Source organism: Variovorax sp. P1_H12_2 (assembly GCF_056405335.1).
Genome location: NZ_JBFUCI010000042.1, coordinates 1 through 23607, shown reverse-complemented (window position 1 = coordinate 23607; position 23607 = coordinate 1). Strand labels below are relative to the sequence as shown.

Sequence of the window (23607 nt, the reverse complement as noted above, 5' to 3'; positions counted from 1 at the left end):
AGTCGTGACAGACGTACATCGTGGTTTCAGGCGGCAGGTCCAGAAGTCTGCGCATCGAGGCGTAGAGCTGGCGTGCGTCGCCACCAGGAAAGTCCGCACGCGCGCTGCCGACGTCGGGCATGAAGAGCGTGTCGCCGACGAAGACGGAGCCGTCCACCAGATAGGCCATGTCTGCCGGGGTGTGACCCGGCACCAGCAATGCGGTGGCCTCGACCGCGCCAATCTTGAAGACCTCGCCGTCCCTGAAGAGGTGGTCGAACTGGCTCCCGTCCGGCAAAAAGCCGCGCTCCAGGTTGTAGAGCTTCTTGAAGGTCGCCTGCACGGTACGGATGTTCTCGCCGATGGCGATGAGTCCACCGACCTGCGCCTGGACGTAGCGCGCGCCGGACAGGTGGTCGGCGTGCGCGTGGGTTTCCAGAATCCAATCGACCTGCAGGCCCTTTTCCCGGACATAGGTCAGCAGCCGGTCGGCGGAGGCCGTGCTCGTGTGTCCCGACTTGAAGTCGTAATCCAGCACCGGGTCGATGACCGCGGCCCGCTCCGTCGCATGGTCCCAGACGACGTAGGAGACCGTCCACGTATGGGGGTCGAAGAAGCCTTGGGTCGTCGTGCGGGTCGTCATGGAGTCCTCCGTGAGTGCGGCGTTCATTCAATTGACAGATATTATATTTCTCTACATAATATGTCAATCGATATTGAACGCCGTCCCCATGAAGCACCCTTCCCCCGTCATCGACCCCGAAGCCCTGCGCAGCGCCGCCGGCCAGGCGGTCGGCGCCCTCAAGGTGCTCGCCAATGAAGACCGTTTGCTCCTGCTGTGCCAGCTCTCGCAAGGCGAGATGTGTGTGAGCGACCTCGAGCAGACGCTGGGCATTCACCAGCCGACCCTTTCGCAGCAACTCGGGGTTCTTCGCAACGAAGCGGTGGTCCAAACGCGCCGCGAGGGCAAGAGCATCTTCTACAGCGTGGCCGACCCGTCGATGCTTGAAATCCTCGCGCTTCTCTACCGTCTCTACTGTCCAAAGGAAGAATGATGTCCATTGACTGGAACCACTTCACGCCGCTCGCCGCGCTGGCCGGTGGCGTGCTCATCGGCATCGCCGCGGCAATGTTCGCGTTGCTCAACGGGCGCATCGCGGGCATCAGCGGGGTGCTCGGAGGTCTGCTCAGGCCTTCTTCGGGCGACACGGCCTGGCGCGTCGCCTTTGTCCTTGGACTGGTCGGCGCGCCGCTGGTCTATCTGCTGTTCGCGGCGCTGCCCAAGCCACAGATCGACGCCGGGTATGGCGAGTTGATTCTGGCTGGGCTGCTCGTGGGGGCGGGTACGCGTTACGGCTCTGGTTGCACCAGCGGCCACGGTGTCTGCGGCCTCTCTCGCCTGTCGCCCCGCTCGCTCGTCGCCACGGCCGCCTTCATGGGCGCCGGCTTCGTCACGGTGTTCGTGACGCGTCATCTGCTCGGTATCTGAGGAGTCCTTCATGATTGCTTTCGCTTCGCTTCTCGCCGGCCTGGTCTTCGGCCTCGGCCTCATCGTGTCCGGCATGGCCAACCCGGCCAAGGTGCTCGGCTTCCTGGACCTCGCCGGCAGCTGGGATCCCTCCCTGGCCTTCGTGATGGCGGGAGCCATCGCAGTGGGCGCCGTCGCCTTCGCGGTGGCCAACCGTCGCGCGGCGTCCTTCCTCGGCGCCGAGATGCGACTGCCTTCAGCGCGCCACATCGACCGCCGCCTGGTCCTCGGCAGCGTGCTCTTCGGCATTGGCTGGGGCGTCGCGGGGTTCTGCCCCGGCCCGGCCCTCGTTTCCCTCGGAATGGGCGAAATCAAGGCGCTCGTCTTCGTGGCGGCGATGCTGGTAGGCATGGGCGCATTCGAGTTCTTCGAGCGCCGCAAGCGCGTGCCGGTGCCGCACGCTGCCTGAGTTCGGCAGATGACGAGCATGGCGACCTGGCTCGCGGCGCTGACCACGGTGGCCATCCTCGTGTCCTGCGAGGTTGCCCTTGCTTTCGGGCATCGCCGAAGGCCCGAACGCCTCGCGCGCACCGCGCACGCGATGCTGCGCGAGGAATGGTTCGCTGCCGTCTCGGCACAGAAGGGCTCGGAAATCCTGGCGGTACAGACGCTTCGCAACTCGCTGATGTCGGCCACGATGACCGCATCGACGGCTGCGCTGGCGTTGATGGGCACCGCAACCCTGGCCGCGCCCTCGCTGCATTCGGCCTTTGGTGACGCACCTGGGCTGCCGATGTTCACGGTGCGACTCGCGCTCGAGTTCGTTCTCATGTCGCTGCTGTTCGCCTCGCTCCTGTCGTCGGTCATGGCGGTGCGCTACTACAACCACGCCGGATTCATCAGCGCGATGCCGGTGGGCTCCGAGGCCCGCAATCGCTGGAGCGATGCGGGCCAGGCCTACGTGCGGCGAGCCGGCATCCTCTATAGCTGGGGACTCAGGCACCTGGTTCTGGTTGCACCCATCCTGGCTTCCATCGTTCATCCGGCAGCAGGCCCTGTTGCAGCCCTCGGTGTCGTCGCGGTGCTGGTCAGCTTCGACCGCTTCGGGAGCACGGACGAACCCACTCGTCCCGTAGGCAGAGTTTCAATTTCGCGACCTGCGCGCGAAAGCGGCGACAGAAATTGACGACGAGGGCGGCACGCGCGATGCGCAATCGCGGCTCGGCCACACGATTGAAGGCATGACCGCGAATTACATCCGCCACAAGGTGGGAAAGAAGGTACGCCCGCTTAGATGAATCGAAGGTTTGCGGAAGTGTGTTCCGCAAAGTGCCTAATTCAATAGCAAAGTGCGCTACAAAAAAAAAGAGCGCTCCACCCTTACGGGGAGCGCTCTGAGGCTTGGTAGGACGTACAAGATTCGAACTTGTGACCAACGGATTAAAAGTCCGCTGCTCTACCAACTGAGCTAACGTCCCAAGACCAAAATTCTTCAAATTCTCTTCTGCTTCTTTCAACCGGCATCGAGTCCGGCAAAGCCCGAAATTATAGCGTGACTTTGCGAGCAATCCGGTCCAAAAGCCAGCCCGCCGCACATTGTCCGAAGGTTGCGGTCACGCTCACCACCGAACCGTAGCCGTGGCAATTGAGCGATCCATCGCCCTCGACCGCGCAGGAGGCATCCGGCGGCGCCACGCTCTCGCGGCTGAAGACGCAGGCGACGCCGATCTTGCGGCCTTCGCGCGGCGCACCGTGCTCCTTGCGCAGACGCTGGCGCAGTTGCGCCAGCAGCGGATCGTGGGTCACCAATGCGAGGTCGTCGATCTCGACCCGGTGCGCCAGGCGTTTCCCCCCGGCCGCACCCACGGTGACGAAATCGGTGCCGGTTTCGCGCGCCCAGGCAGCCATCGCCAGTTTGGCCTTGACCTGGTCACAGGCATCGATCACGGCCGTCACCGGACCGTTCGCTTCCTGCGCCGCGGCCAGCAAGGCCTGCCAGTTGCCGGGCTCGACGAATTCGTCGAGCGCCAGCACCCGGCATGCGGGGTTGATCTGCGCAATGCGATCACGCATTGCCTCCACCTTGGCCTGGCCCACGGTCGCGTCGAGCGCATGGATCTGGCGGTTGATGTTGGATTCGGCGATGTGATCGAGATCGATCAGGGTGAGCCGCCCTGCCCCGCTGCGAGCCAGCGCCTCGACCGCCCACGAACCGACGCCGCCGATGCCGGCGACCAGCACGTGCGCATCGCGAATGGCCGCCGCACCCGCCACGCCATAGAGGCGCTCAAGGCCGCCGAAACGGCGGGCCAGGTCGGCGTCGTCCGCGGCGACGACGGTGCTCGCGGTCGTCACGTCCCTAGCGCAAGCGCGAGAGCCGCTCGCGGCCGGCCTGTGCCGCTTCCGATTGCGGATAGGCCTTGGTGAGGTCCTCGAGCGTGCGCTTCGCCGCGCGCGTGTCCTTCAGCTCGATCTGGCAATTCGCGATCGACAACACGGCTTCGGGCGCCTTCGCATGGTCGGGCGCCAGCGACAGCATGGAGCGGAAGTTGGCAATGGCCTCGTTGTAGTTGCGGGTCGCGTACTGCGCGTTGCCGAGCCAGAACAGCGCCGAAGCGTTGTAGCCGCTCTGCGGATAGCGTTTGACGAAGTCGGCGAAAGCGGTCTGTGCCTGCGCGAACTGCCCGGCGCGGAAGATGCCGAGCGCGGCGTCGAAGTCGGCCTTCTCCTTGGGATCGGCATTGAATTCGCGGCCGTCGACAGCGACCTTGGAAGGCTCGTTCTTCCTGCCCCGGTCGTCGGCATCGGTCTGCCGCTGCTGGAGATCGGTGACGGTCTTCGTGAGCTGCTCGTTCTGGCCGGTCATGCGCGCCAGGTCGCCGCGCATCTGCTCGATCTGGTTCTGCAGATCGAGCATGCTGCGCCGCAGTTGCGCGCTTTCCTCGCTCTGCCGCTGCTCCGACTGCGAGCGCATGGTCTCGACCCGCTGGCGCAGGTCGAGGATCGCGCGCCGCGCCTCGTCGTCCTCGAACAGTGCCGCCTGCGCACCGAGCGAGGTGCACAGAAAGGCGGATGCGAGGGCCACGCCCCGCAATGAAAGGCCGCGCATCATCAACGGTAGGTGATCTCGGCGCGGCGGTTTTGCGCCCAGGCATCTTCACCGCTGCCTTGCGCCGCCGGTTTTTCCTTGCCGAAGCTCACGGCCTCGATCTGGGCATCGTTGACGCCGACCAGGACCAGCGCCCGGCGCACGGCTTCGGAGCGCTTCTGGCCCAGCGCCAGGTTGTACTCGCGGCCGCCGCGTTCGTCGGTGTGGCCTTCGATGGACACGCGACGGTTCGGGTTGGCCTTGAGGAAGCGACCATGGCCGTCGATCAACTGCTGGAACTCGGGCTTGACCGTATAGCTGTCGAAGTCGAAATAGATGATCCGTGCCACGCCGACCGGGCCTTGCGCGTTCTGCGCGTTGGGATCGATGGTCACCGGCGCCACGCCGCTGGCGGCCCCGCCCGAGCCCTGGCCTGCGCCACGGTCGACCACCGGCGCTTCGTTCAGCTTGGTGCCCGACGAGCAGCCAGCGATCAGCGCCACGATGGCCAACGAATAAATCGTACGTTTCAACATTTTTTCGAACTCCTCAAGTTAATCATTGCTTTTGAAACGGACCCCAGTCCGGTTCCCTGATGTCTCCTGCCTGCCCCGCCAGTCGCGCCTTGATCTTGCCGTCGAGCGTCGTGGTCATCAGGGCCTCGCGCCCCTGGAGCTTGGTGGCGTAGACGATCAGTTTGCTGTTCGGTGCAAAGCTGGGATTCTCGTCGGCCGTGGTGTCGGTGATCGCCTGCACATTGCCGGTGGCCAACTCCATCACGTGGAGTTTGAAGCCCCCGCCCACGCGCGAGATATAGGCCAGCCAGCGGCCATCGCCGCTGACCGACGGAGAAATGTTGTAGGCGCCGCTGAAGGTCACCCGGGCCGGGTTCCCGCCGCTGGCGCCCATCTTGTAGATCTGCGGCGCACCGCCGCGGTCGCTGACGAAATAGATCGTGCTGCCGTCGGCCGAATAGACCGGCTCGGTGTCGATGCTGTTGCTTTGCGTGAGCCGGCGCGGTTCTCCGCCGCCGGACGAGATGGTGTAGAGCTGCGAGCCACCGTCGCGGCTCAGCGTGACGGCCAGCGTGCCGCCGTCCGGGGCCCAGGCCGGGGCGCTGTTGGAGCCGCGGAAGTTCGCCACCAGGCGCCGCTGGCCGCTGGCCACGTTGTGCACGTAGACCACCGGCTTGCGCGATTCGAAGGACACATAGGCCAACTGGCTGCCGTTGGACGACCAGGACGGCGAGATGATCGGCTCCGGACTGGCGAGCGCGGCTTGCGCGTTCTCGCCATCGGCATCGGCCACCCACAGCGTGTAGCGGCTGCCGCCCTTGGTGACGTAGGCGATGCGGGTCGAGAAGATGCCCTTCTCACCCGTCAGCTTTTCGTAGATGTAGTCGGCGATGCGGTGCGAGGCCAGCCGCAGGTCGCCCTGCGGGACGGTGTAGCTCTGGCCGCCCAGGTCCTGCCCGCGGACCACGTCCCAAAGGCGGAAACGGACGTCGAAGCGGCCGTCGGCCAGCCGCGTCACGCTGCCCACTGCGAGCGAATCGGCGGTGCGCTGGCGCCACAGGCTCAGGTCGGGCCGCGAGCTCTCGTCGAGCGACTGGCCGGAGGCATCGACGCCGCGGAACTGTCCGCTGCGCTCGAGGTCGGCCTGCACGATGGCGGAGATCTTCTGCGGCGACGACTCCTCGCCCCGGAACGGAGCGATCGCGATCGGCAGTTGCGTCACCCCGACACCCGACACCTCGACCCGGAACTGGGCCAGCGCGGGAAGTACGGGGGTGGCGGCAAGGGCCGCAATCAAGGCGCGGCGAGCGAAGAACGATGAAGAAGGGGTTGGGGAGAGGTCTTGCAACGGCTTTTTCATGCAATTCGGAGAGGTTTCCGAAGATTAAGTTTCTTGTCTCGGACAAAACAGCTGACATGGTACATGTTGCGATGGCCGGGAGGTCACAAAACGTGTATGACCCGGCCCGGTCCTACAAGGAGCACGCCCGTAGAATGCGCCGCCATGCAGCCCTCCACCGCCACCGACATGGTGCGCCTCCCCCTGACCCGACGACTCGCGCGCCTGATGACCTGGTTCGGCAGTTCGCGCCGCTGGTGGGCGCTGGGCATCGCGACCGCGGCGGTCGCCGCGCTCACCGAGCCCCTGCTGGCCGCGATGCTCAAGCCGCTGTTCGATCGCGGCTTCACGCGCGGACAGCTGGCGCTGTGGATCGTGCCGGTGGCGATCATCCTGCTCTTCCTGGTGCGCGGCGTGGCGCAGTTCATTTCTCAATATGCCCTGGCGCGCATCGCCAATGAAGGCATGCAGGGACTGCGRCGCATGCTGTTCCAGCGCCTGCTCGAAGCGGAACTCGCCCTCTTTTCGCGTCAGTCGGCCAGCACCCTGTCGAACACGGTGGTCTACGAGGTGCAGACCGGCGCCATGYTGCTGGTGCAGGCGCTGCTGAGCCTGTCGCGCGATGGCTTCGTGACGGTGGCGCTGCTGTTCTACCTGGTCTACCTGAACTGGAAGCTCACGCTGATCGTCGGCGTGATGGTGCCGGGCGTGGCCTGGATCATGAAGGTGCTGTCCAAGCGGCTCTACCACCTGACGCGCCTCGGGCAGCATGCCACCGACGAACTGGCCTACGTGGTCGAGGAGAACGTGCTCGCCCACAGGATGGTGCGCCTGCATCGCGCCGAAGCCAGCCAGAGCGAGCGCTTCGAGCGCCTGAGCCACAGCCTCAATCGGCTGGCCGTGAAATCGACCATCGCTCAGGCCGCGATGACGCCGCTCACGCAGCTCTTTGCCGCCTTCGCGCTGTCGATCGTCGTGATGATCGCGCTCTGGCAGGCCGGGGAGAAGGGGCTGACGGTCGGCGGCTTCATCTCGTACGTGACGGCGATGCTGATGCTGATCGCGCCGATCCGGCGCCTCGCCGACATGGCCAATCCGATCACGCGCGGGCTGGCCGCGCTCGAGCGCGGCCTGGCGCTGATCGACGAGGTTCCCTCGGAAACGCAGGGCCGGTTCGTGCTCGAACGCGCAGCCGGCCACATCGAGCTGCGGCGCGTCTGCGTCAACTACCGCGGCGACGACGAGGCACGCGCGCTCGACGGCGTCAGCCTGGCGATCGAGCCCGGCGAGGTGATCGCCTTCGTCGGCCCCTCGGGCTCCGGGAAAACGACGCTGGTCAACCTGCTGCCGCGCTTCGTGCTGCCGAGCGCCGGCGAAGTACTGCTCGATGGCCACGAGGTCGGCGAATGGCAGCTGGCCAGCCTGCGCGCGCAGTTCGCGATGGTCAGCCAGGACGTGGTGATGCTCAACGACAGCCTGGCAGCGAACGTCGCGCTCGGCGCCGCGATCGACCGCGACCGCGTGCTCGAATGCGTTGCTGCCGCCAATCTCTCCGTCCACGTGGAAGGCCTGCCGCAGGGCATCGACACCGTGCTGGGCCACAACGCGACGCAGTTGTCGGGCGGCCAGCGGCAGCGCCTGGCGATCGCCCGTGCGCTCTACAAGAACGCACCGATCCTGCTGCTCGACGAAGCCACGTCGGCGCTCGACACCGAATCCGAGCGGCTGGTGCAGGAGGCGCTGCAGCGCCTCATGCAGGGCCGCACCACGCTGATCGTGGCCCACCGCCTCTCGACCATCCAGCATGCCGACCGCATCGTCGTGATGGAGCACGGCCGCATCGCCGAGCACGGCACGCACGAACAGTTGATGGCGCTCGACGGCCTCTACGCGCGGCTGCAGACCAACGCCATCCGCACCACCCCTCCCGGACAAGCCGCGACCCTCTGACCGCGGCCGGCGCAGCCAGGCCCGTGGGTGAAACACCGCGGAACCGGCTTCGCCGGGCCGCTGGTGTTGCCCCCGGTCGGGGGTGGGCGGCTACACGCCGTGAGCCAACCTGGGGGCGAGCTAAAGCAGCACGATGTCGTACTGGCCTTGTCCCATCGCGGGCTCGGCCTGAAGCGAGATCGGCTTGCCGATGAAATCGCTCAAGCCCGCCAGGTGCTGGCTCTCCTCGTCGAGGAACAGTTCGATCACCTGCGGCGACGAGACGATGCGAAACTCGCGCGGCGTGAACTGGCGCGCCTCGCGCAGGATCTCGCGCAGCACGTCGTAAGCCACGCTGCGCGCGGTCTTCACGATGCCTTGGCCGTTGCAGGCCACGCACGGCTCGCACAGCATGTGGGCCAGCGATTCGCGCGTGCGCTTGCGCGTCATCTCGACCAGCCCCAGTTGCGAGAAGCCGCCCGCAGTGGTCTTCACGCGGTCGCGCGCGAGCTGCTTGCGGAACTCCGCCAGCACCTGCTCGCGATGGTCGTCGCGGGCCATGTCGATGAAGTCGACGATCACGATGCCGCCCAGGTTGCGCAGCCGCAGCTGCCGCGCGATGGCCTGCGCCGCCTCCAGGTTGGTCTTGAAGATGGTGTCGTCGAAATTGCGCGCGCCGACGAAGCCGCCGGTGTTGACGTCGACCGTGGTCAGCGCCTCGGTCTGGTCGACCACCAGGTAGCCGCCGGACTTCAGGTCGACCCGGCGGCCCAGCGCCTTGGCGATCTCCTCGTCGATCGAATAGAGGTCGAAGATCGGCCGCTCGCCCTTGTACAGCTGCAGCTTGCCGGCCGCCTGCGGCATGAACTCGAGACCGAACTTGAGCAGCGACTCGAACTGCTCGCGCGAATCGATGCGGATCGTCTGCGTGTCCTCGCTGGTCATGTCGCGCAGCACGCGCTGCAGCAGGCTCAGGTCCTGGTGCAGCAGCGACATCGGCGGCATCCGCACTGACAGCTCGCGGATGCGGGTCCAGGTCTTGCGCAGGTAGGCGATATCCTCGGCCAGCTCGGCGTCGCTCGAATCCTCGCCGTTGGTGCGCAGGATGAAGCCGCCGGTGTTGGCGGGCACCACGCCACCGCTGTCGGCCGCGGCCGCCGCCTCGATCAGCAGCTGCATGCGGCTGCGCAGCGCATCGCGCAGGTCGGGCGGGATCTTCTGCGAGACACCGATGTGGTTGTCCTGCGGCAGGAAGACCAGCAGCCGCCCGGCGATGCTGATCTGGGTCGACAGGCGCGCGCCCTTGGTGCCGATCGGGTCCTTGATCACCTGCACCAGCAGGGACTGGCCCTCGAACACCTGTTTCTCGATCGGCACCATGGCGCCGCCGTTGCGATGATCGCGCTCGGGCGTCGGGGTACTCGGCCGCGAGCCCGGGGTGAACGGTGCCACGATGTCGGCCACGTGCAGGAAGGCGGTGCGGTCCAGGCCGATGTCGATGAAGGCCGACTGCATGCCCGGCAGCACGCGCGACACCTTGCCCAGGTAGACGTTGCCGACCAGACCGCGCTCGAGCGTGCGCTCCACGTGGAGCTCCTGCACGGCGCCGTGCTCGACCAGGGCGACGCGGGTCTCCTGGGGGGACCAGTTGATCAGGATGTCTTGCATGTTTTTCTAGGTCTCGAAGCCGGCCTGGCGCAGCAACTCGGCAGTCTCGAACATCGGGAGGCCCATGATGCCCGAATGCGAGCCGCTGATGTGTTCGATGAAGGCCGCGGCCCGCCCCTGGATCGCATAGGCGCCGGCCTTGCCGAGCGGCTCGCCGCTGGCGACATAGGCGGCGACCTGCGGCGCGGCGAGCGCGGCAAAGCGCACGTGCGAGACGTTGAGCGCGGCCTGCCGCCGGCCGCCATGCTGCAGCGCGATCGCGGTCATGACGCGGTGGGTCCGGCCCGACAGCAGCTGGAGCATGCGAACGGCATCGGGGCCATCCTCCGGTTTGCCGAGGATCGTGCGGCCGATCGCCACGGTGGTGTCGGCGCAAAGGATCGGAGCCGGCGGCAGGCCGCGGCGCTCGTGCCGCGCCACGGCGGCATCGAGCTTCAGCGCCGTGACCCGCTGCACGTAGGCCGTCGGCGATTCGCCGGGCAGCACGGCTTCGAGCGACTCGGCGTCTTCGTCGGCCGCGGCCAGCAGCAACTCATGGCGCACGCCGATCTGCGCCAGCAATTGCGCCCGGCGCGGGCTCTGCGACGCCAGGTAAATGAACGACGCGGTCATTCGGCAACCTCCGTGCTGCGCACTGCGGTGCGAGCTTGCTTGGGGCGGCCCGGCGCGGCGCTCATTCGGCAACCTCCGTGCTGCGCACTGCGGTGCGAGCTTGCTTGGGGCGGCCCGGCGCGGCGCTCATTCGCGGTGGTACGGGTGGCCGGCGTTGACCGACCACGCGCGATACAGCTGCTCGACGAGCAGCACGCGCGCCATCGCATGCGGCAGCGTGAGGTCGGACAGCCGGATGCGCTCGTGCGCAGCCGCCTTGAATGCAGGGTCGAGGCCATCGGGCCCGCCGATCACCAGCGCGACGTCATCGCCCTCGCCTTGCCAGGCCTGCAGACGGGCTGCGAGCGCCTTGGTGGTCAGCGCGGTGCCGCGCTCGTCGAGGGCGACGATGCGCATGCCCTTGGCGATCGCGCCCTCGATGCGCTCACGCTCGGCCGCATAGAGGGTTTCGAGGGTCTTGGAGCCGCGCGGCTCGGTCTTGACCGCGCGCAGTTCGAGCTTGAGCTCGGGCGGAAAGCGCTTGGCGTAGTCGTCCCAGGCGGTCTGCGCCCAGTCGGGCATGCGCTGCCCGACCGCGACCACCAGCAGTTTCATGACCTCGGCGAGGTCRTCTTGCGTGCGGCCTTCTTCGCTGCGGGAGCGGCCTTCTTCGCGGCCGCCTTCTTGGCCGGCGCCTTGTTGACCACCATGGTCTTCACGGGCGTCTTGGCCCCAGCGGTCTTGCGCGCTGCGGGCTTCCTGGCCGCCGGCTTCTGCTTCTCGAGCTTGGCGGCCTGCTCGGCGGAGCGGATGGCCGTCTTGGCCGCGCTGGAGCGGCGCAGCGACGTGCTGACCTTCTTCGCGGCAGGCGCCTTCTCTTCCGAGGCCTGGGGGGCGGCCGGCTTGACGGCACCGAGCTTGGTCCGCACCGGCTTGTCGCCCCAGATCTCCTCGAGGTGGTAGTAGCGGCGGATGGCCGGCTGCATGATGTGCGCCACGGCCGCGCCGCAGTCCACGATGATCCACTCGCCGTTGGCCTCGCCTTCCACCCGCGGCTTGTTGAAGCCGGCGTCGCGCACCGCATCGCGCACGCTGGCGGCCAGCGCCTTGGTCTGGCGGTTGGAGGTGCCCGAGGCGACGATCACGCGCTCGAACAGCGGGGAGAGATGTTCTGTGTCGAAGACCTGGATGTCCTGCGCCTTGACGTCCTCGAGGCCGTCGATGATGGCCCGCTGGAGTTTCTGGGTGTCTTTTTTGGCGGCGGCTTCAGTGGTCATCAGGCGGATCGGTAGAGATGGTGTTTGTCAATATAGCGTGCAACCGCCGGCGGAACCAGACCATCGAGCCCAACGGCACGCACAGCGCGCGCCCGGATGTCGGTCGCGCTGGTGTCCATGGGCTGGAGATCGAGGGGTTCGAAACGCGCGCCGGGCGGGAGAAATGGCAGGACTGAAGGGTCGAAACGACCGCTGGCCCCCGTGGCTGCTTCGCGATTTGCTACGGAAATTATAGCAATCGAAAATATCTCCTCCCAGCCGTGCCAGCGCGGCAGCGACAGGGCCTGGTCGGCGCCCATGATCAGCACCAGCTGGGCCGAAGGCTGTTCCCGCTGCAATTCGCGCAGGGTGTCGAGCGTGTAGGTCGGTCCGGGGCGCAGGATCTCGCGGGCATCGACCATGACGCGGGCGATCCCGTCGAAGGCCAGCCGCGCCATTGCGAGGCGGTCCTCGGCGGCACTCAGCGCCCGGTCCTTGTGCCAGGCCTGCCCGGTCGGAAAGATGCGCAGTTCGGCCAGGCCCAACTGCGCCAGGGCGGCCTGCACCAGGGCCACGTGCGCGTTGTGGGGCGGGTCGAAAGCGCCGCCGAACACACCGACGCGCGGGCGGCTCAGAGCCATTCGCGCCGCACGATGAAGTCGCTGTACAGCGCCGCCTCGGGGCTACCCGGCTCGGGCCGCTGGCGGTAGGCCCAGCTGGCCAGCGGCGGCATCGACAGCAGGATCGATTCGGTGCGCCCACCCGACTGCAGGCCGAAGTGCGTGCCGCGGTCCCACACCAGGTTGAATTCGACATAGCGGCCGCGCCGGTAGAGCTGAAAGGCACGCTCGCGCTCGCCATGGGGCGTGTCGCGCCGCCGTTCGACGATCGGCAGGTAGGCCGGCAGGAAGGCATCGCCGACCGAGCGCAGCATGGCGAAGCTCTGCTCGAAGCCCGGCTCGGAGAAGTCGTCGAAGAAGATGCCGCCGACGCCGCGCTGCTCGTTGCGGTGCTTCAGCGTGAAGTAGTCGTCGCACCAGGTCTTGAAGCGCGGGTACTTGTCCTCGCCGAAGGGGGCCAGCGCGTCGCGGCAGCTGCGGTGGAAATGGACCGCATCCTCCTCGAAACCGTAACAGGGCGTCAGATCCATGCCGCCGCCGAACCAGCAGACGGGCGCCGCGTCCTGCGGCAGCGCGGCCAGCATCCGCACGTTCATGTGGACGATCGGCACATAGGGATTGCGCGGATGGAACACCAGGGACACACCCATCGCCTCGAAGGGCGCGCCGGCCAGCTCGGGCCGGTGCTGGGTCGCCGAGGGCGGCAGCCGTGGCCCGCGCACCTGCGAGAAGCCGCAGCCCGCGCGCTCGAACAAGGCGCCGCCTTCGAGGATGCAGGTCAGGCCGCTGCCCTGCAGCGGCTCGCCGGGCTCCTTCTGCCAGGCGTCGCGAACGCAGCGTCCGCCGTCGGCGGTCTCGATCGCGGCCACGATGCGCTGCTGCAGGCCGCGCAGATAGTCCGCCACCGCCTCCGGCCGGGTGTCGAGGGTGCCTTGCATCGGGCCTGCAGCCATCAAGCCTGCGGCGAGCGCGCGTGGACCGCGCGGTGGCCGATGTCCTTGCGGTACTGGGCGCCGTCGAACTGGATCCGCGCCGCGACCGCGTAGGCGCGCTGCTGAGCCAGCTTGACGCTGTCGGCCAGCACGGTCACGCAGAGCACGCGCCCGCCGCTGGTGGCGAGCTCGCCGCTGTCGAGCGTGGTGCCGGCATGGAACACGACGGCATCGGGCGCCTCGGGCGGAATGCCCGTGATGCGGTCGCCCTTGCGCGGCGACAGCGGATAGCCGTGCGCGGCCATCACGATGCCCAGGGCGACGCGCCGGTCCCACTCGAGTTCGACCTGGTCGAGCGTGCCGTCGGTCGCATGCCAGAAGACCTCGAACAGGTCGGACTTGAGCCGCAGCATGATCGGCTGCGTCTCGGGGTCGCCCATGCGGCAGTTGAACTCGAGCGTCTTGGGATGCCCCTTGCCGTCGATCATCAGGCCGGCGTACAGGAAGCCGGTGTACGGGATGCCGTCCTTCTCCATGCCGCGGATGGTCGGCAGGATGATTTCGCGCATCGCGCGCGCATGCACCTCGGCGGTCACCACCGGCGCCGGGGAGTAGGCGCCCATGCCGCCGGTGTTCGGCCCCTGATCGCCATCCAGCAGGCGCTTGTGGTCCTGGCTGGTGGCCAGCGCGGTCACGTTCTTGCCGTCGCACAGCACGATGAAACTGGCTTCTTCGCCCTGCAGGAACTCCTCGATCACCACGCGCGCGCCGCCCTCGTTGTGGGAGACGCCGAACTTGTTGTCCAGCAGCATGAAGTCGATCGCTTCGTGCGCCTCGGCCAGCGTGGTCGCGACCACCACGCCCTTGCCGGCCGCCAGGCCGTCGGCCTTGACCACGATCGGCGCGCCCCTGGCGTCGACATAGGCATGCGCCGCCGCCGCGTCGGTGAAGGCCTCGTACTCGGCGGTCGGGATGGCGTGCCGCTTCATGAAGGCCTTGGAGAAGGCCTTGGAACTCTCGAGCTGCGCCGCCGCCTGGGTCGGCCCGAAGATGCGCAGGCCGTGGGCGCGGAACTCGTCGACCACGCCGGCGGCCAGCGGCGCCTCCGGGCCGACCACGGTCAGCCCGATCTTTTCCTTCTGGGCCCAGGCGCGCAGGTCTGCGGGCGCCGTGATGTCCACGCATTCGTAACGGGTGTCCGAGCGCGTGCCGCCGTTGCCGGGCGCCACGTAGACCCGGCTGACCCGGTCCGACTGCGCCAGTCGCCACGCCAGGGCGTGCTCGCGGCCGCCGCCTCCAATCACCAGTACCTTCATTCGCGGGCTTTCGTTCGCCGGGCCGTCATTCGGACAGCGCGGCGTTGTGATAGACATCCTGCACGTCGTCCAGGTCTTCCAGGACGTCGAGCAGCTTCTGCATGCGGGCGGCTTCCTCGCCGGCGAGTTCGATCGTGTTCTCGGCCCGCATCGTGACCTCGGCGATCTCGGGCTTGAGGCCGGCCGCCTCGAGCGCGTTCTTGACGGCTTCAAAATCGCCGACCGCGGTCAGTACCTCGATCGCGCCGTCGTCGTCGCTGACGACGTCTTCGGCACCGGCCTCGAGCGCCACTTCCATCACCTTGTCCTCGCTGGTGCCGGGCCCGAACACGAGCTGGCCGCAGTGCTTGAACTGGAACGCCACCGAGCCTTCGGTGCCCATGTTGCCGCCGTGCTTCGAAAAGGCATGGCGCACCTCGGCGACCGTGCGCACGCGGTTGTCGGTCATGGTGTCGACGATGATCGCGGCGCCGCCGATGCCGTAGCCCTCGTAGCGGATTTCCTCGTAGTTGACGCCCTCGAGGTTGCCGGTGGCCTTGTCGATGTTGCGCTTGATCGTGTCGATCGGCAGGTTGACCGCCTTGGCCTTCTCGACCGCCAGGCGAAGCCGCGGGTTGGCGCCGAGGTCGCCGCCGCCGGTGCGTGCGGCGACCATGATTTCACGGATGGCGCGGGTCCAGAGCTTGCCGCGTTTCTCGTCCTGACGGCCCTTCCGGTGCTGAATATTCGCCCATTTGCTGTGTCCGGCCATGGCTCTATCTCTCGCAATCTTGTGTTTTCAAACCAGACAGCGAGTTTACTGTCCGGCGGCCGCCGCTGCCTGTCCCGGACTCCAGGAGCGCCGATGCCTTTTTGGGATAATCCTCCGCTGATGCGCCCACCGCGCGAACCACTTCCCCACCCACGCGCATGAACATCCCCCCGCCGATTGCTGAATCCGCTCCGCCCCTGCAGGACAGCTGCGATGTGCTCGTGATCGGCGGCGGTCCGGCCGGCGCCACCGCCGCTGCCCTGCTGGCACGGCAAGGACGCCGGGTCGTCATGCTCGAGAAGGCGCACCATCCGCGCTTCCACATCGGCGAATCGCTGCTGCCGGCCAATGTCGCGCTGTTCGACAAGCTCGGGCTGCGCGACGACCTCGAGCGCATCGGCATGCCCAAGTGGGGCGTCGAATTCGTCTCACCCGACCACGAGCACGCCGCCAGGCTCGAGTTCTCCGAGGCCTGGGACAAGACCATGCCCTACGCCTGGCAGGTGCGGCGCTCCGAGATGGACGAGATCCTGTTCCGACATGCTGCGGCCCAGGGCGCCGAGGCGCTGGAAGGCTGCCGCGTGCGCGAGGTCAGCTTCGACGCCGATGGCGCCGATGTGCAGGCGGTGCAGGACGACGGTACCCGGCGCCACTGGCGCACGCGCTTCGTCATCGACGCCTCGGGCCGCGACACCTTCCTGTCCAGCAAGCTCAAGGCCAAGCAGAAGAACCCCAAGCACAACAGTTCGGCGCTGTTCGGCCACTTCACCAATGCCGAGCGGGCGCCGGGCAAGCTCGAAGGCAACATCACGATTCTCTGGTTCCAGCACGGCTGGTTCTGGTACATCCCGCTGGCCGACGGCAGCACCAGCGTCGGCGCCGTCTGCTGGCCCTATTACCTCAAGTCGCGCAAGAAACCGCTGAAGGAATTCTTCGCCGACACCCTGGCCCTGTGCGAGCCGCTCATGCAGCGCCTGAAAGACGCCACGCTGATCGACGACGCGGTCTATGCCACCGGCAACTACTCCTACACCAGCACCCATTGCAGCGGCGAGCGCTACCTGATGCTGGGCGACGCCTACGCATTCATCGACCCGGTTTTCTCCTCGGGCGTGTACCTGGCGATGCACAGCGCGTTCGTCGGCGCCGAGGTGGTCGCCGCCACCCTCGACCATCCGGCCCAGGCCGCGGCCGAGCGGCGCCGCTTCGAGGCGGAGATGCGCAAGGGGCCGCGCGAATTCTCCTGGTTCATCTTCCGCGTGACCAACCCGACGATGCGCGAATTCTTCATGTATCCCTCGAACCCCTTGCGCGTCAAGGAAGCGCTGATGTCGCTGCTCGCCGGCGACATCTACGGCAAGACGCCCATCTGGCGCTCGCTGCGGGTGCTGAAGGCCATTTACTTCGCGGTCAGCGCCGCCCATCCGCGCCGCACCTGGGAGGCCTGGCGGCGGCGGCGGCGCAACATCCGCGACCTCGGGCCGCTGGCCGGCGAAAACATCGTCGAGGCCCAGCGATGACCGCACGCCTTCCCCTCGACGCGCCGCCCCTGCGCGTGCAGCGCCTCAGCCTCGCAGACAGCCTGGGCCTCGCCGGCAGCCGCCCCTCGCCTTTCGGCGCGCTCGGCTATGGCACCCCCGACGGCCTGGCCTGGATGCCGACCGTGAATGCGCGGGTGCTGTCCGGCGGCGCCCCGATGGCCGATGTCTGGCACGCCGGCGAGCACATCGAGTCCGGCACCACGGGCGTGGTGCGCTGGCGCAGCGACGGCCACTGGATGCTCGGCGCCATCGACCTCGACGAAAGCGTCGAACGCGCCGGCGTCGCGGCACTGTCGGAACGCGCATACCGCGATCTCTTCGCCGCGCTGGACGAAACCGGCTGCACCCATCTGCTGCGAATCTGGAACTACCTGCCGCAGATCAACGGCGATGGCGGCGGGCTCGAACGCTACCGCCAGTTCAACGCCGGCCGGCAGCAGGCCTTCGTCGACGCCGGCCAGGCCGCCTTCGACGGCGCCCCGGCCGCCTGCGCGCTYGGCATCCACCAGGGCGCGCTCAGCATCCGCTTCCTGGCCGGCCGCACCGCCCCGCTCGCGGTCGAGAACCCACGGCAGGTCTCTGCCTACCGCTACCCGCCGAGCTACGGCCCACGCGCGCCGACCTTCTCGCGCGCTGCGCTGGCCGAGATCGGCGGCGGCGACATCGCGCTCTTCATCTCGGGCACCGCCAGCATCGTCGGCCACGAGACCGTGCATGTGGGCGAATTGCTGCCGCAGGTGCAGGAAACGCTGCACAATCTCGCGGCGGTGATCGCGGCGGCCAACGCGCGCACCAGCGCCACCTTCGATCTGGCGGCACTGGACTGCGTGGTGTACGTGCGCCATGCCGCCGACGCCCCCCAGGTGCGCCGGGCGCTCGAGGAGGCGCTGGGCCCGCAGGCGCACATGGTGAGCCACGCGGTCTACCTCGAAGCCGACATTTGCCGCCAGGACCTGCTGGTGGAAATCGAGGCCCATTCGGTTGCACGCGGCGCACTGCGCGCCTGACGGTCCGGGCGTCCCATGAACCGGCTGCTTCGCCTGGGACGCTCGATTCTGTTCGCGCTGCCGCTGTACGCGCTGCTGGCGCTGCTCGGCGCCATCTCGCTGGCCTGGAACCTGGTCGCGATGCTGCTCTACCCGTTGCTGCCGCCGGCCACCGGGCGGGCGCTCGGCCGCAGCGTCATCGCGCGCGCCTACCGCTTCTTCTGGGCCGTCGCCTCGTTCAGCGGCATGATGCGCATCGACGCCGACTGCCTCGATGCCCTGCGCGACGAGCGCGGGCTGATCTTCGTGGCCAACCATCCGACCATGCTCGATGCCCTTCTGCTGGTGGCGCGCCTGCCGCGCAGCGCCTGCATCATGAAGGCCGACCTGATGCGCAACATCTTCCTGGGCGCCGGCGCCCGGCTGGCGCGCTACATCCGCAACGACTCGGCTCGCACCATGGTGCGGCTCGCCGTCGACGACCTCAGGAACGGCGGCCAGCTGGTGATCTTCCCGGAGGGCACGCGCACCGTGACGCCGCCGCTCAACAGCTTCCGGCCCGGCATCACGCTGATCGCCAAGCTGGCGCAAGCGCCGATCCAGACCGTCTTCATCGACACCGATTCGCCCTACCTCGGCAAGGGCTGGCCCTTGTGGCGCGTGCCGCCGCTGCCGATCGTCTTCAGGCTCAGCCTGGGCCAGCGCTTCGCGCCGTCGCAGGACAGCAATGCGCTGCTGCAGCAGATCGAACACTACTTCCGCCAATCCATGGAACAGCGCGCCCCCGACGCGCAGCCCGCATGCCAGACGTCTCGCGCACCCACCTTGTCCTGATCCCGAGCTACAACACAGGAGAACGCCTGTTCTCCACGGTCAAGGCGGCACGCGCGCAATGGAACCCGGTGTGGGTGGTGGTGGACGGCAGCACCGACGGCACCGGCAAGCGCTTGCAGCAGATGGCCGAGCAAGACGCCGGGCTGCAGGTCTGGCTGCTGCCCCACAACCAGGGCAAGGGCGCAGCGGTGCTGCACGGGCTGCGCGCCGCACAACAGGCCGGCTACACCCATGCGCTGACGATGGACTCCGATGGGCAGCATCCGGCCGACCTGATCCCGGCCTTCATGCAGGCCTCGCGGGCGCGCCCCGACACCATGGTGCTGGGCCGCCCCGTCTTCGATGCCAGCGCCCCGCTGCTGCGCGTGCGCGGCCGCCGCGTCTCCAACGGCTGGACCCAGCTCGAAACCCTGTTCGCGGGCGTCGGCGATTCGCTCTACGGCTTTCGCGTGTACCCGGTGGCCGACCTGATCGCGGTCATGGCGCGGCAGCCATGGATGCGGCGCTTCGACTTCGACACGGAAGCGGTGGTGCGCCTCGCCTGGCGCGGCGTCAAGCCGGTCAACATCGATGCGCCGGTGAAGTACCTGACGGCCGAAGAAGGCGGCGTGTCCCACTTCCGCTATGTGCGCGACAACCTGCTCCTGAGCTGGATGCATGCGCGGCTGATGCTGGAGTTCGTTGTGCGGCTGCCTGGGCTGATGTGGCGGAAGGTGCGGGGGGCGCCGCCGTTTCAGCCCTGAGTCCGCCAGGGCGCTGGACGGCGCCGGTGCGCGGTCCTATCATCGTTGCGTGAATACCATGCGCCTACTGATCTGCCTTGCCGGGATCGCCGCCACCCCGTCCGTCTTTGCGGATCCAGTGAATCAATGCAAGGGTGCCGACGGTCGCATCACCCTGACGGAGCGACCTTGCGGAGATCCCGCGACGGAGCGAAACCAGCGGCAGCCGTCGCAGATCGCCGTCGATCAGATCCAGGCCGAGGACATTTTCCGCGCGAGAGCACTGAGTCGCGAGGGCCGGCCGCCCGCTTCACCTGAACTCATCGACAGTCGCGGCATTCCGCAGGATCCGGGCACGAGCGGGGCCTATCGGTGATCTTGAAGATGYACCTCGCCGGATTCATTCGAATACAGGCCTGAAGAAACTGCGTTCGTAGCTCAGGATGCAGCGGGTGTCCCGCGCATACTTGAACGCGGCCTGGCACGCCGTGTCGGTGGCCGACAACGCGCGATATTCCTCGTACGCCGCAAGGCTCGGGAACGTGAACATGGCGAGCGCGATGTTGTTCGCGCCTTCCGACGGCAGGAAGTAGCCGTGGTGCTGCCCTCCGAACTTCTCGACCAGAGGAATCCAGAGCTTTCCGTAGTGCTCGAACTCCTCGAGCTTGAACGGATCGATGACATAGCGCAGGTAGCAGGTGACCATGATTGTTCCGAGTTGCCTAGATCATCCCGCCATTGATGGAGATCACCTGTCCCGTGATGTACGCCGCCTCGTCGCTGGCCAGGAAACCCGCCAGCGACGCGACCTCCTCAGGCGTCCCGGCGCGCTTCGCAGGCACCATCTGCTGGATCATCGCCGCGTCGAACACTCCATCGGCCATCGGCGAAGCGATGATCCCCGGCGCGATCGCATTCACGGTCACGCCACGCGCCGCGACTTCCAGCGACAGCGCCTTGGTCGCACTGTTGAGCCCGCCCTTGGCCGCCGCGTAGTTGACCTGCCCGCGATTGCCCGTGAGCGAGGCCACCGACGAGATGTTGAGGATCCGCCCCCATCGCGTGCGCAGCATCGGCAGCAGCAACGGCTGCGTCACGCGGAAGAAGCCGTTGAGCGAGACGTCGATCACCTTGTGCCATTGCTCCGGCCGCATGCCCGGCAGCACCGCGTCGTCGTGCACGCCGGCATTGTTCACGATGACCTGCACCGGCCCGCCTTCGAGCAGGCGCTGGCAGGCCGCCTGCGCGGCCTCGTCGCTGCGCAGGTCGAACACCACGCATTCGGCCTTGCCGCCCGCCGCGGCGATGGCGGCCGCCAATTGCTCGACCGATTCGGGCCGCGAGTTGGCGTGCAGCAGCACAGTGGCGCCGTCGCGCGCCAGGCGCTGCGCGATCGCGGCGCCCAGTGCGCCGCTCGCGCCGGTGATCAGGGCGCGTTTTCCGGTGAGACTCATGCGTGGGTTTCCATGGCTAGCGGGGTGTTCAGAACGACGACGGCGCGGCCCTCGGCCAGCGCCCTGCCGGCTGCGTCCCGGACTGAGAATTCGTAGAGGATCTGGCTCACATCGCCCGTGAGCCGCGTGGCATGCACGTGCAGCTCGCCGGCGATGTCGTCGATGCGCTCGACGCCGAGGCGCACGTTGCGCGCGCTGGCGAGAAAGCCGGCGGACGGCTCACTGCCTGGCGCCGCCAGCAGCCCGCCGTGGAGCGCCATCGCTTGCGCCGCGTACTCGATCAGGTTCGGCGACAGCAGGCCCGAGGCCGTCCGCAGCGGGTTGTCCGCATGCGCATGCGTGGCCGTCGTGCAATGGATGGCATGCTCGTCCCAGGAGCGCAGGTTCTCCAGCAGGCACATGGTGCCGCTGTGCGGGATGCGCCGCGCGATGCCGGCGCGATCGAGGGTCTGGGCTGCTGTCATTCGGCTTCCTTGATGTCGGCCACCAGCAGCACGTTGGCGAAGGGCGTGCCCTCGCTCATCGGAATGCTGCGGACCGTGAATCCCAGACGCTGCAGCAGCAGCTTCCAGTCATCGAGCGGCCGGCCCCAGGTCGGCGACACGCGATGACCGCGAATGCGCGTCACGGTACGGTCGACCCACTGGCTGATCGCGAAACCCCTGCGGCTGGCGGCGTCGCCGACGCGCAGCAGCAGCCGCCCGCCCGGCTGAAGGGCTTCGCGCACGCGGCGCAGCACAACTTCCTGGGCCTCGAGGTCGACGTAGTGCAGCACGTCGAGGATCACGACCAGGTCGCTGGGCGGCAGCTCGGCCTTGCACATGTCGGCGCAGAAGAATTCCGGCGCGGGCTGGAGATGGCCGATCGAGGTCCGGGCGCGCGCCACGTCCTTCGGCATCAGCTCGATGCCGGTGTAGCGAACCGTGGCCGGGGCCGCGCCCCAGGATGCGGGCCAGGCACCGGGCCGCGACTGCATCGCACCCAGGGTCGACAGAAGACTCGCGAACAGGCCCTGCCCGCAGCCGATGTCCACCACGCGGCGCCGGTGCGCGCCGATCAGGCCGCGTTCGATCAGACCGCGAAAGACCGGATCGCGGCCCAGCTTGCCACGCGCGAAATGCCAGGCAAAGCGGCCGGCCTTGCGGTACGGTGCGGTCGCGTGTTCGTGCACTTGGCGCCACGCGGCGTCGGTGGACACAGGGTTTCTCATGCAGCCAGGGCCTCGGGCAATGTGACGGCGCGCAGGCCGTCGGTCTGGATTCTTGCCAGCAGCGGTGGCAGCACGTCCAGCACCACGGCGCGGCCGTCGGCGGTGCRCGCGGCGTGACCGTCGTGCAACAGCAGGATGTCGCCGGCCTGCAGGTCGTGCGCAAGGCGTGCCAGCACGGTGGAGGCATCGCCCTCGCGGGTGTCGAAGCCACGCCGCGTCCAGCTGACCAGGGTCAGCCCCAGGCGATGCAGCACCGGCGCCAGGAAGGGATTGCGCAGGCCCGCGGGCGCGCGAAAGCAGGTCGGCCGCAGCCCAGTCACGTCGAACAGCACCTGCTGCGCGCGCGCGATCTCGGCCTCGAAGCCGCGCGGCCCCAGCAACGAGAAGTTGTGGCGATGCCGCGCCGTGTGGTTCTGGATGCTGTGGCCGCGCGCCACGATCTCGCGCGCCAGCGCCGGATGCGCGGCCACGCGCTCGGCGATGCAGAAGAAGGTGGCGCGCTGCCCATGCGCGTCCAGCAGGTCGAGCACCTGCGGCGTGACCTCCGGGTCGGGTCCGTCGTCGATCGTGATCGCCACCTCGCGCCGCGCGGCCGCAGCCGGCGGCAGCCGCGTCAGGTTCTGCCCCAGCAGGCTGCTGCGCGGCGCCAGGCCGGCGGCGGTGATCAGCACATGGTTCAGCACGACAGCGGCGACGGCCCAAGGCAACGCGCCCGGCACCGCCACCGCGGCACCGAGGGCCAGCAGGTGCAGGCCGACGCTGGCACGCACCATCGGCGGCCAGGACCAGGATTCGGAACGCACAGGTGCAACGGCTTGCGGCATGACCGTGGATTTTCCCATCAGCGGCGATCCACTGGCGCCGGGGCGGCCGTGCGCGCAAAGGCGGCCGACAGCATCAGGGCCAGGAACGCGCCGGGCGCGACCACGCGGCCGATCGAGGACAAGGCCGGGATGTCCGAGATCGCGATCAGCCCGAAAGAGACCACGGTCGTCAGGTTGGCCAGCATCAGCGAGGCCAGCGTGTCCTCGTCGGCGCGCCCGGTCTCGCGCAGCTGATCGAAGAACAGCGCGTAGTTGGACCCCACGGCCACGATCAGCAGCAACCCGACCAGGTGCAGGATGCCGAGCGGCACCTGCAGCGCGGCCATGCCGCCGAGCGTGAGCACCACCGCGACCACCAGCGGCAGGCAGACCGCCAGCAGGCGGCGTCCGGAGCGCAGCCAGGCGCCCAGCAGCAGCACCACCGCCAGCGCGCCCAGCATCACCTGCATGAAGGCCTCGCGCAGATAGCGCTGGTAGAGCCCGGAGAGCTCCTCGCCGACGTTGACGACCTGCACGTCGGGCAGGCCATCGAGCGCAGCGGCCAGCCGCGCGGCATCGAAGCCGGGGCCGGGATGCAGCGAGAT

Annotated in this window: 28 protein-coding genes, 1 tRNA gene and 1 pseudogene; 10 read left to right on the top strand and 20 right to left on the bottom strand. The window is 68.0% G+C overall.

The features are described from left to right. A partial coding sequence (locus AC1D2K_RS07145; RefSeq protein WP_478087472.1) for an MBL fold metallo-hydrolase occupies positions 1 to 622 on the bottom strand: 622 nt, incomplete at its 3' end. Positions 623 to 710: 88 nt separating this feature from the next. Here AC1D2K_RS07145 and AC1D2K_RS07140 point away from each other — a divergent pair. Genes AC1D2K_RS07140 through AC1D2K_RS07125 form a run of 4 tightly spaced genes read left to right on the top strand, consistent with a single transcriptional unit; the run spans position 711 to position 2633 of the window. Then, positions 711 to 1034, top strand: coding sequence for a metalloregulator ArsR/SmtB family transcription factor (locus tag AC1D2K_RS07140; RefSeq protein WP_478087470.1), 324 nt, complete (start codon positions 711 to 713; stop codon positions 1032 to 1034). Further along, a complete protein-coding gene (locus AC1D2K_RS07135; RefSeq protein WP_478087469.1) occupies positions 1034 to 1468 on the top strand; it encodes a YeeE/YedE family protein in 435 nt (144 codons plus the stop codon). Before AC1D2K_RS07140 ends, AC1D2K_RS07135 begins: the two co-directional genes overlap by 1 nt. Before the next feature lie 10 nt (positions 1469 to 1478). Beyond that, entirely contained in the window at positions 1479 to 1916 is a 438-nt protein-coding gene (locus AC1D2K_RS07130) for a DUF6691 family protein (protein WP_478087467.1), read from the top strand. 9 nt (positions 1917 to 1925) lie between these two features. Beyond that, positions 1926 to 2633: a DUF599 domain-containing protein gene (locus tag AC1D2K_RS07125; RefSeq protein WP_478087465.1), complete on the top strand. Its 708-nt coding sequence runs from the start codon at positions 1926 to 1928 to the stop codon at positions 2631 to 2633. Positions 2634 to 2849: 216 nt separating this feature from the next. On the opposite strand, the gene AC1D2K_RS07120 is transcribed toward AC1D2K_RS07125, so the two are convergent. The 5 genes from AC1D2K_RS07120 to tolB form a co-directional block, all read right to left on the bottom strand. Then, positions 2850 to 2925, bottom strand: a tRNA-Lys gene (locus tag AC1D2K_RS07120). A 67-nt stretch (positions 2926 to 2992) separates the two neighbouring features. Further along, entirely contained in the window at positions 2993 to 3802 is an 810-nt protein-coding gene (locus tag AC1D2K_RS07115) for a tRNA threonylcarbamoyladenosine dehydratase (protein ID WP_478087463.1), read from the bottom strand. Positions 3803 to 3806: 4 nt separating this feature from the next. Beyond that, the gene (gene ybgF / locus AC1D2K_RS07110) at positions 3807 to 4559 is read right to left on the bottom strand and encodes a tol-pal system protein YbgF (RefSeq protein WP_478087461.1); all 753 of its coding nucleotides are present in this window, start codon (positions 4557 to 4559) and stop codon (positions 3807 to 3809) included. After that, positions 4559 to 5071 carry a peptidoglycan-associated lipoprotein Pal gene (gene pal / locus AC1D2K_RS07105; RefSeq protein ID WP_442286840.1) on the bottom strand — a complete coding sequence of 171 codons (513 nt, stop codon included), beginning with the start codon at positions 5069 to 5071 and terminating at the stop codon, positions 4559 to 4561. The genes ybgF and pal overlap by 1 nt, the downstream gene beginning before the upstream one ends. Before the next feature lie 22 nt (positions 5072 to 5093). Beyond that, on the bottom strand, positions 5094 to 6410 hold the full coding sequence (gene tolB, locus AC1D2K_RS07100; protein WP_478087459.1) for a Tol-Pal system beta propeller repeat protein TolB: 1317 nt from the start codon (positions 6408 to 6410) through the stop codon (positions 5094 to 5096). Positions 6411 to 6554: 144 nt separating this feature from the next. Between tolB and msbA the strand changes: the two genes are divergently transcribed. After that, entirely contained in the window at positions 6555 to 8339 is a 1785-nt protein-coding gene (msbA, locus tag AC1D2K_RS07095) for a lipid A export permease/ATP-binding protein MsbA (protein ID WP_478087457.1), read from the top strand. Between the two features lie 120 nt (positions 8340 to 8459). Here the strand turns inward: msbA and rng are convergent, their stop codons facing one another. From rng to AC1D2K_RS07055, 8 genes are all read right to left on the bottom strand, one after another. Then, entirely contained in the window at positions 8460 to 9986 is a 1527-nt protein-coding gene (rng, locus tag AC1D2K_RS07090) for a ribonuclease G (protein ID WP_478087455.1), read from the bottom strand. A 6-nt stretch (positions 9987 to 9992) separates the two neighbouring features. Continuing rightward, positions 9993 to 10598 (bottom strand): Maf family protein, encoded by a 606-nt coding sequence (locus tag AC1D2K_RS07085; protein ID WP_478087453.1) that lies wholly within the window; start codon positions 10596 to 10598, stop codon positions 9993 to 9995. Between the two features lie 126 nt (positions 10599 to 10724). After that, complete coding sequence (gene rlmH, locus AC1D2K_RS07080) at positions 10725 to 11192, bottom strand: 23S rRNA (pseudouridine(1915)-N(3))-methyltransferase RlmH (protein WP_286367719.1); 468 nt, start codon at positions 11190 to 11192, stop codon at positions 10725 to 10727. Next, positions 11189 to 11854, bottom strand: coding sequence for a ribosome silencing factor (gene rsfS / locus AC1D2K_RS07075; RefSeq protein ID WP_478087451.1), 666 nt, complete (start codon positions 11852 to 11854; stop codon positions 11189 to 11191). The genes rlmH and rsfS overlap by 4 nt, the downstream gene beginning before the upstream one ends. Further along, positions 11854 to 12474, bottom strand: a complete 621-nt coding sequence (gene nadD, locus AC1D2K_RS07070) for a nicotinate (nicotinamide) nucleotide adenylyltransferase (RefSeq protein WP_478087449.1) — start codon at positions 12472 to 12474, stop codon at positions 11854 to 11856. Before nadD ends, rsfS begins: the two co-directional genes overlap by 1 nt. Further along, positions 12465 to 13391, bottom strand: coding sequence for an oxygen-dependent coproporphyrinogen oxidase (gene hemF / locus AC1D2K_RS07065; RefSeq protein WP_478087447.1), 927 nt, complete (start codon positions 13389 to 13391; stop codon positions 12465 to 12467). The genes nadD and hemF overlap by 10 nt, the downstream gene beginning before the upstream one ends. A 14-nt stretch (positions 13392 to 13405) precedes the next feature. After that, a complete protein-coding gene (gene purD, locus AC1D2K_RS07060; protein ID WP_478087445.1) occupies positions 13406 to 14701 on the bottom strand; it encodes a phosphoribosylamine--glycine ligase in 1296 nt (431 codons plus the stop codon). A gap of 25 nt (positions 14702 to 14726) precedes the next feature. Further along, positions 14727 to 15452, bottom strand: coding sequence for a YebC/PmpR family DNA-binding transcriptional regulator (locus AC1D2K_RS07055; protein WP_478087443.1), 726 nt, complete (start codon positions 15450 to 15452; stop codon positions 14727 to 14729). Positions 15453 to 15610: 158 nt separating this feature from the next. Between AC1D2K_RS07055 and AC1D2K_RS07050 the strand changes: the two genes are divergently transcribed. The 5 genes from AC1D2K_RS07050 to AC1D2K_RS07030 are packed head-to-tail and all read left to right on the top strand — an operon-like array spanning position 15611 to position 19911. After that, positions 15611 to 16972 (top strand): NAD(P)/FAD-dependent oxidoreductase, encoded by a 1362-nt coding sequence (locus AC1D2K_RS07050; protein ID WP_478087441.1) that lies wholly within the window; start codon positions 15611 to 15613, stop codon positions 16970 to 16972. After that, positions 16969 to 18000, top strand: a complete 1032-nt coding sequence (locus AC1D2K_RS07045) for a chorismate transformation FkbO/Hyg5 family protein (RefSeq protein ID WP_478087439.1) — start codon at positions 16969 to 16971, stop codon at positions 17998 to 18000. Before AC1D2K_RS07050 ends, AC1D2K_RS07045 begins: the two co-directional genes overlap by 4 nt. Positions 18001 to 18015: 15 nt before the next feature. Beyond that, positions 18016 to 18813 carry a lysophospholipid acyltransferase family protein gene (locus AC1D2K_RS07040; protein WP_478087437.1) on the top strand — a complete coding sequence of 266 codons (798 nt, stop codon included), beginning with the start codon at positions 18016 to 18018 and terminating at the stop codon, positions 18811 to 18813. Continuing rightward, a complete protein-coding gene (locus AC1D2K_RS07035; protein WP_478087436.1) occupies positions 18780 to 19556 on the top strand; it encodes a glycosyltransferase family 2 protein in 777 nt (258 codons plus the stop codon). The genes AC1D2K_RS07040 and AC1D2K_RS07035 overlap by 34 nt, the downstream gene beginning before the upstream one ends. Positions 19557 to 19605: 49 nt before the next feature. After that, positions 19606 to 19911, top strand: a complete 306-nt coding sequence (locus AC1D2K_RS07030) for a DUF4124 domain-containing protein (protein ID WP_478087434.1) — start codon at positions 19606 to 19608, stop codon at positions 19909 to 19911. A 24-nt stretch (positions 19912 to 19935) separates the two neighbouring features. Here AC1D2K_RS07030 and AC1D2K_RS07025 read toward each other — a convergent pair whose 3' ends face one another. From AC1D2K_RS07025 to AC1D2K_RS07000, 6 genes and pseudogenes are all read right to left on the bottom strand, one after another. Continuing rightward, entirely contained in the window at positions 19936 to 20241 is a 306-nt protein-coding gene (locus AC1D2K_RS07025; RefSeq protein WP_478087432.1) for an NIPSNAP family protein, read from the bottom strand. Positions 20242 to 20257: 16 nt separating this feature from the next. Further along, complete coding sequence (gene fabG, locus AC1D2K_RS07020) at positions 20258 to 20989, bottom strand: 3-oxoacyl-ACP reductase FabG (RefSeq protein WP_478087430.1); 732 nt, start codon at positions 20987 to 20989, stop codon at positions 20258 to 20260. Beyond that, on the bottom strand, positions 20986 to 21453 hold the full coding sequence (locus AC1D2K_RS07015; RefSeq protein ID WP_478087428.1) for a hotdog family protein: 468 nt from the start codon (positions 21451 to 21453) through the stop codon (positions 20986 to 20988). The genes fabG and AC1D2K_RS07015 overlap by 4 nt, the downstream gene beginning before the upstream one ends. Beyond that, entirely contained in the window at positions 21450 to 22199 is a 750-nt protein-coding gene (locus AC1D2K_RS07010) for a class I SAM-dependent methyltransferase (protein ID WP_478087426.1), read from the bottom strand. The genes AC1D2K_RS07015 and AC1D2K_RS07010 overlap by 4 nt, the downstream gene beginning before the upstream one ends. Beyond that, complete coding sequence (locus AC1D2K_RS07005) at positions 22196 to 23041, bottom strand: polysaccharide deacetylase family protein (protein WP_478087424.1); 846 nt, start codon at positions 23039 to 23041, stop codon at positions 22196 to 22198. Before AC1D2K_RS07005 ends, AC1D2K_RS07010 begins: the two co-directional genes overlap by 4 nt. Continuing rightward, a pseudogene (locus AC1D2K_RS07000) lies at positions 23041 to 23607 on the bottom strand (MMPL family transporter); the annotation flags it as partial. The gene AC1D2K_RS07005 and the pseudogene AC1D2K_RS07000, both read right to left, overlap by 1 nt.